The 14032-nt window shown below is 32.3% G+C and carries 15 protein-coding genes; 12 read left to right on the forward strand and 3 right to left on the reverse strand.

All coding sequences use genetic code 11. The features are described 5' to 3' along the window. Nucleotides 1–47 precede the first annotated feature (47 nt). Nucleotides 48–1754, forward strand: a complete 1707-nt coding sequence (locus B3040_RS06580) for a flavin monoamine oxidase family protein (protein WP_291572012.1) — start codon at nucleotides 48–50, stop codon at nucleotides 1752–1754. 119 nt (nucleotides 1755–1873) lie between these two features. Further along, entirely contained in the window at nucleotides 1874–2926 is a 1053-nt protein-coding gene (locus B3040_RS06585) for an N-acetylmuramoyl-L-alanine amidase (protein WP_291571409.1), read from the forward strand. Between the two features lie 393 nt (nucleotides 2927–3319). Here the strand turns inward: B3040_RS06585 and B3040_RS06590 are convergent, their stop codons facing one another. The 3 genes from B3040_RS06590 to B3040_RS06600 form a co-directional block, all read right to left on the reverse strand. Beyond that, entirely contained in the window at nucleotides 3320–3814 is a 495-nt protein-coding gene (locus B3040_RS06590; RefSeq protein ID WP_291571411.1) for a hypothetical protein, read from the reverse strand. A gap of 150 nt (nucleotides 3815–3964) precedes the next feature. Then, nucleotides 3965–5215 (reverse strand): site-specific integrase, encoded by a 1251-nt coding sequence (locus B3040_RS06595; RefSeq protein WP_291571413.1) that lies wholly within the window; start codon nucleotides 5213–5215, stop codon nucleotides 3965–3967. A gap of 24 nt (nucleotides 5216–5239) precedes the next feature. Then, nucleotides 5240–5689 carry a helix-turn-helix transcriptional regulator gene (locus B3040_RS06600; protein ID WP_291571415.1) on the reverse strand — a complete coding sequence of 150 codons (450 nt, stop codon included), beginning with the start codon at nucleotides 5687–5689 and terminating at the stop codon, nucleotides 5240–5242. 140 nt (nucleotides 5690–5829) lie between these two features. On the opposite strand from B3040_RS06600, the gene B3040_RS06605 reads away from it, so the two are divergent. The 10 genes from B3040_RS06605 to B3040_RS06650 all read left to right on the forward strand — a co-directional run bounded on the left by B3040_RS06605 (nucleotide 5830) and on the right by B3040_RS06650 (nucleotide 14028). Beyond that, a complete protein-coding gene (locus B3040_RS06605) occupies nucleotides 5830–6036 on the forward strand; it encodes a helix-turn-helix transcriptional regulator (RefSeq protein ID WP_291571417.1) in 207 nt (68 codons plus the stop codon). A gap of 59 nt (nucleotides 6037–6095) precedes the next feature. After that, complete coding sequence (locus tag B3040_RS06610; RefSeq protein WP_291571419.1) at nucleotides 6096–6323, forward strand: helix-turn-helix domain-containing protein; 228 nt, start codon at nucleotides 6096–6098, stop codon at nucleotides 6321–6323. A gap of 31 nt (nucleotides 6324–6354) precedes the next feature. After that, on the forward strand, nucleotides 6355–6570 hold the full coding sequence (locus B3040_RS06615; RefSeq protein WP_291571421.1) for a hypothetical protein: 216 nt from the start codon (nucleotides 6355–6357) through the stop codon (nucleotides 6568–6570). 19 nt (nucleotides 6571–6589) lie between these two features. Next, nucleotides 6590–6913 (forward strand): hypothetical protein, encoded by a 324-nt coding sequence (locus tag B3040_RS06620; RefSeq protein ID WP_291571424.1) that lies wholly within the window; start codon nucleotides 6590–6592, stop codon nucleotides 6911–6913. 154 nt (nucleotides 6914–7067) lie between these two features. Next, nucleotides 7068–7526 (forward strand): hypothetical protein, encoded by a 459-nt coding sequence (locus B3040_RS06625; RefSeq protein ID WP_291571425.1) that lies wholly within the window; start codon nucleotides 7068–7070, stop codon nucleotides 7524–7526. Between the two features lie 76 nt (nucleotides 7527–7602). Further along, nucleotides 7603–9522 (forward strand): phage/plasmid primase, P4 family, encoded by a 1920-nt coding sequence (locus B3040_RS06630; protein ID WP_291571427.1) that lies wholly within the window; start codon nucleotides 7603–7605, stop codon nucleotides 9520–9522. Nucleotides 9523–10064: 542 nt separating this feature from the next. Next, the gene (locus tag B3040_RS06635; protein ID WP_291571429.1) at nucleotides 10065–10655 is read left to right on the forward strand and encodes a recombinase family protein; all 591 of its coding nucleotides are present in this window, start codon (nucleotides 10065–10067) and stop codon (nucleotides 10653–10655) included. Between the two features lie 141 nt (nucleotides 10656–10796). Beyond that, a complete protein-coding gene (locus tag B3040_RS06640) occupies nucleotides 10797–11222 on the forward strand; it encodes a hypothetical protein (protein ID WP_291571430.1) in 426 nt (141 codons plus the stop codon). A 252-nt stretch (nucleotides 11223–11474) separates the two neighbouring features. Next, on the forward strand, nucleotides 11475–11819 hold the full coding sequence (locus B3040_RS06645) for a DUF6673 family protein (RefSeq protein WP_291571432.1): 345 nt from the start codon (nucleotides 11475–11477) through the stop codon (nucleotides 11817–11819). A 43-nt stretch (nucleotides 11820–11862) separates the two neighbouring features. After that, nucleotides 11863–14028, forward strand: coding sequence for a tape measure protein (locus B3040_RS06650; protein ID WP_291571435.1), 2166 nt, complete (start codon nucleotides 11863–11865; stop codon nucleotides 14026–14028). Nucleotides 14029–14032: the final 4 nt, after the last annotated feature.

The following is a 14032-nucleotide window of genomic DNA, read 5'->3' on the forward strand; positions in this document are numbered from 1 at the left end:
ATATTGAATATGATAATAAGTATATAAGGAGTTTATTCGTGGAAAATATGAGTAGACAACAGATTCCATTTCAAGGGGATAATCCCACCGATGAAGATAGATATGAACAATTAAGATTCGTACTTACTGCTGGACGAAGACCAGAGGATTTTGAAAATATTATTAGTATTCTAAGCCCTCCTAAGGACATAAGAGAGATATGTAGTGGACCTTGTGGAAAAGGAGTTAAAGTAGCTGTAATAGGTGCTGGTGCTGCAGGTCTTGCTGCTGCTTTTGAATTAAAGAAGATTGGATGTGACATAACTGTATTTGAAGCAAATGAGAGAATTGGAGGAAGAATATACACCTACCCAATTAATAAAGGATACAATGTAGATTTAGGAGCAGAAAGGATACCAGTATCCCATGAAACTAGTTGGCATTATATCAATTTGTTTAACTTAAATACCAGGCCCTTTGCAACATCAAATATAAAAGGTCTCTATTATATAAGAGGAGAAAGAGCCACAAAAGAACCTTCAGGAATTAGTGTAATGGAAAATATATATCCACAATTTAACTTGACACCAGAAGAGGCAAAAACTCCTTGGAGAGAGTTGTCGGGACGATTATATGATAAATATATATTGGGTTTATCACCAGAAATAAGAAAAGAGTTAATACAAGTAAAAGAGAATTACTCTGAAGAAATTAGACAGATGGATAGAATGAACTATAAGGCAGGATATGAAAGTGTTGGGCTAAGTGAAAATGCAATATTCATGATAGGTTATTTATCTACACTTGATGTTGAATTTTTCAATTTAAGTTTAGCAGAAATGATGGATAAAGTGTACAGTGCAGATTTTTCACAGACCTATTATTTAGAAGGTGGGGCTGAAAGGATTATTACAAGCTTCTATAATGCCCTTACCAATAAAAATTTACAGGTATTTAAAGGCATAGATGAGGAAGAGCTTGGACAGGTTAAAATAAGAATTAGTACAGCTATAGATGGAATTTATCAAGATAATAATAAGGATAAAGTTACACTTAAGTGTAGAGCTACCAAAGATAAGGCTATTACCCTAGAGGAATTTGACTATGTAGTTTGTGCTATACCTTTCACCAGTTTAAGAAGAGTAGAAATTAAGCCTGTATTTAGTTTGAAAAAAATGCAGGCAATTAATGAGTTAAACTATGAGTCATCCCAAAAAACTTTTCTTTTCTTAAAGGATAGATTCTGGGAGATGGGGGAAGCAGCAGAGCGAATTGTAGGAGGAAGCTCAGGAACAGATCTTCCTATAATAAATATAATATACCCTTCAGACCATGCAATACCTGTAGAAGGAAAGAGTGGTACTTGGACCTTAAGGCCAGGTGCTTCACCAAACTCTCCAGGGGCACTTCTTGCATCTTACAATTGGGGTCAAGACGCTGAAATCATAGGAAATGAAGCTAATAATCTTCGTATAAGGGATATTGCAAAACAAGTTGAGGAAGTTCATGGTCTTGAGGATGGTTATATTAGAGATAGATTATTATCCTGGGTTACTATGTTTTGGGCAAATGCACAATATATATGGTCCGGTGCGTGCTTTGGAAAGCCACAAGACAGAACCTTGTTCTCCTATGCAGTCACATTGCCTGAAATGAATAATAGAGTTTATTTTGCAGGAGAGCATATATCGCAGAAGCATGCATGGATTCAAGGGGCACTACAAAGTGCTATGTTAGCAGCAAATAGTGTTGCTGAAGCTATAGCTGAAAAGTAGTAATGTTGTTAAAGCTCTAGTAGTGTACTAGGGCTTTATGATTTATTGTCCACCTTTTTTGAATAATTAATGTCAAACACATAGGAAGCTGCATATTTATAATTAAGGGAGGGATGATTATGAAGATATTTCTAGATTTTGGACATGGTGGTAGCGACTCAGGAGCAGTTTCCAATGGTTTGGTTGAAAAGGATATGAACTTGATCACAGGATTAGAATGCAAAAGAGTATTAGAACAGCATGGAATAGAAGTCGGAGCTTCTAGACTGGATGATAGATATGTAGGATTAAGTGAAAGAGCTAACATGGCAAACTCCTGGGGAGCAGATTATTTTGTAGCAATTCACCATAACTCTGGAGGGGGAGATGGTGTAGAGGTAATACACTCCATTCATAGAGGAAAAGGAGAAGCTTTAGCAAAAGCTATTGTGAATGCTATCAATAGAGAAGTGGGACAAAATTTACGTCCTATCCCAACCTACAGTAGAACTGGCTCAGACGGTAGGGATTATTACGCAGTTATTAGGGAATCAAACATGGATGCCATAATTGTTGAGTGTGGGTTCATTGATAGTGGAGATAGAGTATTGTTTGATACTGTAGAAGAACAACAAAAAATGGGTAGAGCTATTGCTTATGGAATCTTAGAACACTTAGGCATAGCGGTTAAGAAAGATACAAACGGAACAGATGATGATGAAAGCACTGAGAATGTAAGTAATAATGGAGGATATGGTGTAGTTACTGCTGACGTGCTAAATATAAGAAGTGGCAGAGGAACTAACTATCCTATTATAGGTCAATTGAAATTAAATGATAAAGTTAAATTACTTTGGCTTTTGAATAATTGGTGGAGCATAGATGTACCATTAAGTGTAAGTTCCTCAGGGGTAGGCTTTGTTTCTGCAGACTTTATAGAGAAAACATCTGATGGTTCATCACAAACAAGTTTAGCTGGTGCTAATAAAGCTACTTATGGAGTAGTTACTGCCAATGTGCTAAATATAAGAAGCGGTAGAGGAACCAATTATCCTATTATAGGGAAATTAAAATATAATAATAAAGTAAAATTACTTTGGCTTTTAAATAATTGGTGGAGCATAGATGTGCCATTAAGCGTAAGCTCATTAGGCATAGGATATGTGTCTGCGGATTATATTAAAAAATTATAGATATAAAGTAAAAAAGGTAATCTCTTTTGAGATTACCTTTTGTTTTGGCAGGGGCAACAGGACTTGAACCCGTAACCAACGGTTTTGGAGTGCGTTAGATTGCTTATTTTAGCTTTGGACAAGCTACATTAAGCCTTGATATATCAACGATTTATCATTTAAAACTTTATTATATTATATTATTTTTGGGTACTATTTTAGAGTGGTAGTACCCATTTAGTACCCAATGGGATACTAAAGTAATATTAACATAAGCTAATTTTAAAATTAAATCCATTATTTAATTTTAAAATTATGTTATGAATAAGAGTTTGATTTGAAAGTCTATTTTTCAAAAGTTATTATGAGACTGAATCTAAAATTACTTTATAAAAACTTGACAAATATTAGAAATCATTTTTTTGTTTTGTTATACAATACTCGGCTAACTACATCATTATAATAAAGATTCTTAAATTTATCTAACTGAGCATCATATTTATAATCTCCGTGTGAACGGCCAGTAGAAATATGTGCTATTTCATCCAAAATAACATCTGCTAGGAGATCTTCATCATTTTGCGTGTTCATATTTACAACCTTTTTTATTTTTTCCCAGGGATTATTTCTAATAGATTCTCTTTGAATCGCCAAAGTAGATATCCATATTGTATCTTTTGAATTACAAGCACCATAATCTTTTCCTTTGCTACCAATCCATAACTGTTGCATTTGATTAGGCTTATTGCCGTAGATATCTGATATTTGAGGATCATAAATAATCCACTTTATACCCTCATACGAAAATCCAACTTTTGAACATACTAATTTGATTTTATTAGCTAAACATTCACTATAGTTGCAGTAGAGTATTCTGATATTAGAATCCAGTTCTATATTAGGTTCCATATAAATCAACCTCCAGTATAAAAAATATTGCATGTAAAATTCTTATTAATTGCTTATTTTATAAATAATCTCATTTAAGTTATCTGAAAGAGTTACCATTTATTGAGTTAGCTTGTATCTTTCATATGCAGTCTTGTAAAATAGAGCCAGTTATTTAGCTTTACTTTGAGAACTTTTATTAAATAGATTTTCAAGTTTATTAGCAGCTTCAGTGTCAGCCTTTTTTAAACTATGTGAATATATATCAGTAGTAGTGGACGGTCTAGCATGGCCTAATCTTTTACTAACTGTAGTTACGTCTACACCTTGATTTATAAGTATAGTTGCACTTGTGTGCCTTAAACCATGAAAGTTAACATTATCAAGTAAGTATTTTTCTTTAGCTTCTTTTGGTATTGTAGCATCATTTAAAATAGCTTCATTATGACCCTTGATGAATTTATTAAACCACTTACTAATAGTACTAGGAAACATAGGTTTACCATTATGAGAAGTAAAAATATTATTATAATTTTCATTCCATAAATCACCTAGTTTAGCTTTTTCACCATTCTGCCATATCTTATATTCACGTAAAAGATTTATAGCAGAACCAGGAAGGGAAATAATTCTATTACTAGTTTCATTCTTAGTTGATTTAACAAAAGTACCTTTTTCTTTTAAGTGTTGTAATGATTTATTTATCTTTAAAAGACAATTATCGAAGTCTACATCATCCCACTGTAGAGCTGCTAGCTCTCCCATTCTCATGCCACCATATATAGCTAAAACAATCATGGTTCTATACTTTATAGGTTCCTTTTCTATTAGACTTAAAATATACTCAGTTTGGTCAATATCAAAGTGCTTAGCTTCTTTTTTCTCAACCTTTGGAGCTTTTAAACGTAAGGCTGGGTTACTTAATAAAAATTGCCACTGTACTGCACATGTTAGTATAGCTGATATAAGTCTATGATGATGCAAAATTGTTCTTTCAGATAATCCTCCAGGCTTTCCATCTGTCCGAATACCATCTTCACGTAAGTTATTATAAAACTCAGTTAAGTGTGTTGGTTGAAGCTTATTTAATTTAATATGACCTAGAGCTGGAACAATACGAGATTTTAGTAATTCTTTATATCTATGCAAGGTCTTAGGAGCTAGCTCTGATTCTGCATAGTTTTTCAACCACTTTTCAATAAAATCCTCAAAAGTTATTTTGTCAGCATCTAAAAATAAACCCTTTTCAATTTCATCTTTAAATAGAATCCATTGCTTATTAGCTTCTTCTTCCTGCTTATTAGATTTGATATGTGATAAATCTATTGTCTTACGCTTTACAATCTTCTTACCGTTCTTATCGTAGCCACAGGATACAGTTAATCTGTATGAGCTTTCACCACGTTTTTCAATAGCTGCCATGAATTTTATTCCTTTCTAAAAAAATTATTTTAATAAGTTCCAATTTTCAGAAGCTAAGATATTAGTAATTATAGAATCCAAAATGCGGTTGCTTAGTTCATGAAAGTCATCTCCACTAAGCTTAAATTTCTTACCTTTAAACAATACATAAACACTTTTCAAGTACTCCCCATCTTCATCATGATCATATTCTTTTTTTATAGTAAATCCTGCTTGTTGAGCTAAGAGTATAATACTATCTTCAGCTTCTATTGTTTGGACACTTTTTTTCAGTAGCTCAACGTCAGTAGTTAAGTCGAATAAGCTACATTCAAGTACCCCAGCTATTTTATTCAGTACCTCCATAGATGGATTTATGGCACCACTTTCATATTTTCGCACAGTTATTTCCTTTTTATCTATTTCTATAGCAAGCTCCTTTTGCGTTAATCCTTTTCTATTACGATATAATTTTATGTTATTACCTATACTCATAATAACCCCCCTCTATAACCGTATTATACCAAAACCGATATTTAAAGTATATAAAAAAATACAAAAAGTATTGACATAGATATTTATAGTACCTATAATAAAAGTATGAGATATTTATAATATCTGTTGGAGGTGGAAAGATGAAACAAGGATTAGTTATTAAATTAAAAAGAATTGAGTTAGGGTTGAGTCAAGATGAATTTGGAAATGCAATTGGAGTGTCTAGACAATCAGTATCTCTTTATGAAAGAGGCAAGTTGATACCTAGGCCTGAAAAAATGAAGAAAATATCAGATGTTTTAAAAGTTCCAGTTCAAGAGTTGTTTTTCAATACTGACTATTACTAAGAGTCTACTATTCTATAATAAGTAAAAAATAAAATTAATTTTTAAAGGTGGGTTTAACAATGGCAAGAAGAGCTTATATAAAACAAGCAGCTGAAGAACTAGGGGTGTCAGAACATTTTCTAAGAACAGGGGCAAGATCTGGCCAAATACCATGCTTCAAATCGGGGAATAGATATATTTTTGATATACAGCAATGTGAAGAATATCTTAAAAATAAAGCTATGGAAAATGTTAACAGGGTAGAGGAACCTGTTAAATATGGTTTATTGAGAAAAGTTGGAATATAGATACTTTAACTTACGAAGGGCGGTGTTACCAATGGATCATGCAGCAGAACGATTAGAACCATACCTAGATGCAGAGTTCGGTGAGTTTATTGAAGAGTGGAAAACAGGTAAATATAAAAAATACTCTGAGATACCAAATTACGCAGCTTTAAAAGCATTAATAGATGCAACTAACATACTACGCAAATACCTAGGTTGGGATCTAGTAAGTATCAGAAGAAGATTGGAGTTTCTAGATTTGATATAAAGAAGGGAGACTTTTAATTATGGATAAGGCTTTAAAAAGTATCATCAATAAAACAATAGAGAGAGAATATGACCAGGTATGTGAAAACTTTGAAAGTGCTCTTAGAAAAAATCCTGAGCTACAGAAGAAAGTAGAAGACAATAGCAATGTTAGGGAAGAACTAAGACAAAAGTTATTAAGAATCTTACCTAAAGAGTATGAAGAGATTTTAAATAACTTTGAAGATGCTTGTAACATTCAAAATTTTATAGAAAGCAAGGTTATGTTTAAAGAAGGGGTGATTTTAGGATTAACTGAATTAAATTATTTAGATGAAGTTGGCTTAAAAATAGCGCTTATATAGGAGGGTCAATATGATTGTAAAAACTAGCAAAAAAAGCCTATATAGAAAATCTACATAGACTTTTTAAATAAATTTACTAAAAGAAGTAAACTGGTATCTCGCAAATACAGTTTACCTCTTTTAGTATTTAATAGTCAAGGAGGTAGTTAATTTAATGAGTTGGGTTAACATTAATGAATATATTCAGAGAATGGAGAGTTACCATGTTGAGTGGGAGAAGAAAAATAATAGTAGCCACTTAAGATTTAATAATATTGAAGTTTTTAAAAAATGGTGTAAAGAAAATAATATTGAAAAATGGTTTTCAGGGAGCAGCAATTGGACTAGCTTAGTTGGAAACTTAGCTAGGTGGAATCCAAACGTTGAGGTACCATATCAGGATCATAAAGCATTATTTAAGAATGACAAAAATGAAAATATATTAATAATACAACCTTATTATAGAAATGTAGAGAACATTAAAAACTGGGCTATCAAACGTGGGATTAAGGTGGAAGAGAAATATGATTTTAGCTGGCATTGCCCCAATCAGACTACATTAATAGAATTCAGAATTGAAAATAAAGAATGGTTCAGGAAAGCTGTAAAGGAAATAGTAGATTTGTCTAGATGAAAAATTTGGGTGATTTACTAAGCAAATAACATTGAATTTGGGTGGAAAAACACCCAAATTTAAAAGGGGTGAATTAATGTTTAAAGGATATATACCAACAAAAGGTAAGAAACCTTTAGAAGAGTATAAAGAAAGAAAAGAATTTTATAGTTACGAATGGGCAAGAAAAACTTTCAACGAGTTTGCTGGCATACTTGAGGATAATCTAGTTCAAATAGATTTAGATGACTCAGAGCAGGCCGAAACTCTTTATAAGATAATAAAGAGCCTAGGGATTAAATGCCACATGATTAAAACAGATAGAGGAAGACACTTTTACTTCATTAATCCTGGAATAACGAATAGGAAACAAGGTGTTTTTAATGCTTTAGGCTTTAAATGTGATATTGGGTTAGGCTCACAAAATGCAGTTATTCCTATAAAAATAGATGGTAGAACCAGAACAATAAAACAGGTAGAGCAACCTGATAAATTACCCGTATGGTTGTATCCAATTGATAAGTCATGCTTTGCAAACTTCAGTAACCTTGAAGAAGGTGATGGAAGAAATAACACCTTATTCACTTATATATTAAAGTTACAAAGTTATGGCTTTGTAATTGAAGAGATAAGAGAAATTATAAAAGTAATAAATCAATTTATCTTAAAAGAGCCGATTTCAGATAATGAACTTGATGTAATATTAAGGGATGATGCATTTAGAAAAGGTTCATTTGTTGTAAAAAATAAGTTCAACATGGATAAATTTATTGAAGTATTTCTTAGAGAGCATCATATAGTTAATATCAATAATAATATTTATCTTTATAAAGATGGAATTTATACAAGTGATAAGCTGGAAATTAAAAGATGCATTGATAGACTGTATAGCCAAATAACAATTGCTCAGATTAATGAAGCTATAGGTAAGTTAGAGATAAGAGCTGATAGTGCAGAAGTATCAGAACCTAGTAAAATACCTGTGCTAAATGGATTATACAATTTAGAAAACGATATGCTAGAGCCTTTTACACATAGTTATATTGCAACAAATAAAATACCAGTTAATTATAATCCTGCAGCTTATGATAAGGATTTAGATCAGGCCTTAAATGATATATGCTGCAATGATAGAGAACTAAGAGCTGTAATTGAGGAAATGTTTGGAGCTACACTATATAGAACTAATAAATTTAATAGATTATTTATTTTAGGTGGTGATGGATCCAATGGTAAATCAACTATACTCGATCTTATGAAATCAATGCTAGGAAAAGATAATGTTTCATCAATACCCTTACAGGATTTTGCAAAGACTTTTAAAACATATCAAATAATGGACAAGTTAGCAAACATTGGTGATGATATTAGCAAGGATGAAACAAAATATACTGGAGTGCTGAAGAAATTAGTAACTGGAGAAACAGTAAATGTTGAAAGAAAGGGTAAGGATCCATTTGATATAAATAACTATGCTAATTTATTCTTTAGTTCTAATCATGCTGTAATTATTAATGATACTAGCTATGGAATTAAGAGAAGAGTTATGAATATTCCATTCAATGCTAAGTTTGTTACCGGTAAAAATGAAAAGCATGATATTTTAAACCGTGCTAGAAGTGGGGATAAATTTTTTATGGAATATATGCTTAAGCTATCTATTGAAGGGCTCCAAAGGTTAATAAAGCAGGGTAATTATACAAAATCACTCGCTGTGAATAAATCTAATAGAGAGTTTGAAGAAAATAATAATCCAGTATTAGCTTTTTTAAACGAGTTAGAAAGCTATGATGTAATCTTATTTAATAAAGACGAGGATGCTCCTAGCACAGAAGAGGTTTACTTAAGATTTACTTCTTGGATTATAAACCAAAATATGAAGTATGGAGGAACACAGAAGAATTTCCTTTCTGAGGTTAAGGGCATAACGGGATTTAAAATTACTAGTGATAGGAGAAAAGCAGAGTTCATAAGAAAATTTGGTGGTAAGGATAAAGTAAGTGTATTTAAAAAATAGTTGTCCTAAGTGTCTATTTTAAATTTAATATAGTGGACATTTAAAAGGACATTGAAAAGTTAAGCAATATCAATGGTTTAAAGTAGTTTTGTCCTTTTGTCCTCTTATGAAATAAATTCTATATATATAAAAGATAAAATTAAAATTAATACTATTATTATATATAATAAAAAATATATTATATATATATATATAGGAAATTCACACAAAGCCTTGATTTTACAAGGGTTGAGTGTGCTGAAAATTATGTTTAAGAGCGGACATTAATAAAGGACAAAGAGGGCAAAGCTGACAATGTTTCATAGGCTGACCTGAAGCGGCGCACGACACCATTAGGAAAATCATTAAGGGCCTTATAGACACTCAAATACTGTAGTTGTGCTAGTTTGAAGCCATTTTAGTACTCATAACTGGTGTCAATATGTATGGTTTAAAGTTTCATAACTTAACAGTATTGACACCGATGAAAACACCACGTAAAATATAGGTATAGAAAGGTGTCAAAACTTATATTCAAAATATAGAAGTGAGGTAGTATGGTTATGAGTAAGATAATAGGGTATGCGAGAGTAAGTAGTAAAGGGCAGCTAGATAATAATTCATTGGAGCAGCAGCAACAAGAGATATTAAATAGATATGATAATGCAATAATATATAAGGAACAATACACTGGTACCACAACTAATAGACCTATATTTGATAAGATCATTAAGGAGTTAGAGGCTGGCGATACTCTAGTAGTGTGTAAGCTTGATAGATTAGCTCGTAACACTGTTGAGGGTATAGCCATAGTACAGGGCCTATTTGATAAAGGGGTGGCAGTTCATGTACTAAATGTAGGACTACTAGAGAATACAACTATGGGGAAGTTCTTCTTAACTACTTTATTAGCAGTAGCAGAGATGGAGAGGAATACAATTATAGAACGTACTCAAAATGGTAAAGCAATAGCTAAGACTAAAGAAGGTTTTAAAGAAGGTAGACCAAAGGCATACACACCAAAGCAATTAGACCATGCACTTTCATTGCTAACTATCAATGGTGGAGACAAAAGCTATAATGAAGTAGTTGAAATCACTGGAATAAGTAAAAGCACTTTAATAAGAGAGAATAATAAACGTAAAATGAATTAAAGTAATGGGGTACATTCTAAATTTGTACCCCTTTCGAACTACGTTGACCAGTTACACAATTTCTATAATATTTTTAAAAAATCAAGGAGTACTTAACTCTAATTTTCACGGAATTTTTTGAAAAGTCGGAGGTTACAAAGGATGAGTAGAGAATTTAAAAAAGTTGAAAGTTACTTAATAGAGTACAAGCTCTTAAAGGGTAAAATAACTGATTTAGAATTACAATTAGATGAATTAAAGGATGAATATAATGGTATGTTATCAATGCCAGTTAGAGAAAGAACATCACCAACATTTAAAACTTCATCACCGGTTGAAAATGAATTAATAAATAAGGAAAAGGAAGTTGAAAAATTAGAATATAATATTAGACTTAAAAAGAGGTTACTGGCTAGAATAGATAATGCTTTAAATACTTTAAATGAAAAGGATAGGCTATTTGTGGAATGGAAATATATACTTCAAAGGAGTCATATTGAGATAGCTAATGAGCTTAACTGTGCACCTGAGTATATTACAAACAAGAGAAGAATAATAATAGATAAGTTGGTTAAAGTTTTAAGCTAAATGTTGGAAAAGTATAGTATAAGTATAGTTTATATCACGTTTAATTTTGTAGAGTAATAGTGTAAAATTAAGATATGGATATTTTAACATAAAACCTCCTATAAAATATATAAAATAGGTTCTCATTTTTGAGGGCCTATTTTTTATGCTATTAAAAGAAAAGGGCGGTGATAGTAAAAAATGTGGATATGTGGCTAATTTTAAAATCTAATGTGGATAAGTTATTTTAAATAAGTGAGGAGAGATAAGTTTATGAAAATTAATGGAGTAGAATTACAAGATATTGATATTTTTGATGCTGAGGTATCTGAGAGGTATGAAAATGCATTAAAGGATATACAAGGTATAGAGGGGAAAATACAAGATCTTAAGGTCTCAGAAAGTATTAGAATACAGTGTGATGCTATTTTCAAAGTATTTAATGTCTTATTTGGTGAAGGAACTGATAAAAAAGTTTTTGGAAATAAAGTTAACCTTCTAGTTTGCTTAAAATCACTTGAGGAGCTTGTAGTTCAAATTGATTCTCAAAAGGCAGCAGTAGAAAAGCTAGCTAGTAAGTATCAGGCTAATAGAGCTACGAGAAGGGGGAAGAAGTAATAATGTTAAACTTAATTTTATATAAAAAGGCAGGTGAGAAAAGATGGCAGATGGAAGAATTGTAATTGATACTGAGTTGAATAGCTCGGGTGCGGAAAAAGCCGTAGCAGGTTTGGGTGGCAAACTAAATAGTATTGCTAAAACTGGACTTAAAGCTTTTACTGGGGCAATTACAGCAGCTAGTACTGCAGTAGGAGTATTAGGAGCAATTGGAATTAAATATAACTCTGAAATGGAACAATACATGTCAAGTTTTACTACTATGCTTGGAAGTGCTGAAAAAGCTACAAATCATTTGAATGACTTAAAACAATTTGCTGCCAAAACACCTTTTGAGTTAGGAGATTTAGCACAAGCAAGTACAACATTGCAAGCATTTGGAACAGATGTTAAAGATATTACTCCTAACTTAAAAATGCTTGGTGATATATCATTAGGAAATAAAGAGAAGTTTAATGGTTTAGCATTAGTTTTTGGTCAAGTTCAGTCCCAAGGTAAGTTAATGGGTCAAGACTTAATGCAAATGATAAATAATGGATTTAACCCACTTCAGATTATCTCAGAAAAAACAGGAAAATCAATGTCTGAACTTAAAGATGAAATGTCTGATGGTAAAATTAGCTTTGAAATGGTATCTGAAGCTATGAAGATTGCAACCAGTGAAGGTGGTAAGTTTTATAATGCTATGGAAGGGCAAAGTAAAACTCTAGTTGGACAGTGGTCAACTCTTAAGGATAATGTTAATGCTCTATTAGGGGATATGTTTACATCTGTGTCCAACACGTTAAAAAACAACGTATTACCAGCTGTTAACAATATAGTTGAAAAACTACAAGAAAGCTTAACTAATGGTGAATTAAAAGAAAGTATAAATCAAATAGCCGAAGGGTTTGCTAATTTAGCTACTAACTTAGCTGAGTTAATTTCAGAATGGCTCCCTAAAATTATTGAAGGATTAGCTTGGGTATTGGATAATTCAAACTCAATAGCAGCAGGAATAGTAGCCATAGGCACCTCACTAATGGTATTAAATGTAGCGGGTACTATAATGAGGTTAGTTGAGGCATTTAAAGGGGTTAAAACTGCTACAGAAGCGTGGGCAGTTGCACAAAAGTTATTAAATATTCAAATGTTTGCTAACCCAATAGGTCTAGTAATAGCAGCTATATCTGGTCTTGTCGCAGCAGTTATATATTTATGGAATACTAATGAAGGATTTAGAAACTTTTGGATTGGGGTATGGGAACATATAAAAACATTTTTTATTGACTGCTGGAATGGCATTATTAAATTCTTTACAGAAACAATACCAAGTTGGATAGATAGCATGATAAATTGGCTTGAGAGCATACCAAAATGGTTTTCTGAGTTACCTTATAAACTAGGGGTGAGGCTAGGAGAAGCAATAGCTAATATAGTAAAGTGGTGTGTTAATATGCATACTTTAGTAACTACAGAAATTCCTAAGATAATAAATTCTATAGTAGAGTGGTTTGGTCAGTTACCAGGGCGCATATGGACTTGGTTATCTAGTACAATATCTAAAGTGGGTCAGTTTGCTATTAATCTAAGCTCTAAGGCTGCTGAAGCTGGTTCCAGTATGGTTGATAATATAATTGATGCTGTTTGTAATCTTCCGTCACAAATGCTAGACGTAGGGTCAAATATAGTTCGTGGAGTTTGGAATGGTATCACTGGCATGGGAACTTGGATTTCTGATAAAGTAAGTGGTTTCTTTACTGGAATAGTTGATGGTGCGAAGGCAGCATTAGGAATACACTCCCCATCAAGAGTTTTCCGTGATCAGGTTGGTAAATACATGGCCCAAGGGGTTGGCGTAGGATTTGAAGATGAAACTGGTAATATAGAAAACTCTATAAGACAAAACTTAGCTGATATGATGGCTGGGCTGGACGTTGGTGGACTAACTGCTAAAATGACTGCTACTGTATATCATGAAGTGGCTAAAACTGGTGAAAGAGCGAGTCATTCTACAATAAATAATTATAAAACAACTAATGTGGGAACTTCAGATAACAGTGAGTTAATAGAGGCTATTGGTGAACTAACCAAACGACCAGTGCAAACTAGAATTGATATTAATGGAAGAGCTGTTGCTGATGCAATAACTGAAGATCTTAGCAATAATTTAGCTGCTGAATCTCAAAGACAATTGAGAGGAAGGGGCACTTTTATTTTGGGGAGGTAAATGA

Origin of the sequence: Clostridium sp. UBA4548 (assembly GCF_002387895.1) — a bacterium.
Taxonomy (GTDB): Bacteria; Bacillota; Clostridia; order Clostridiales; family Clostridiaceae; genus Clostridium_J.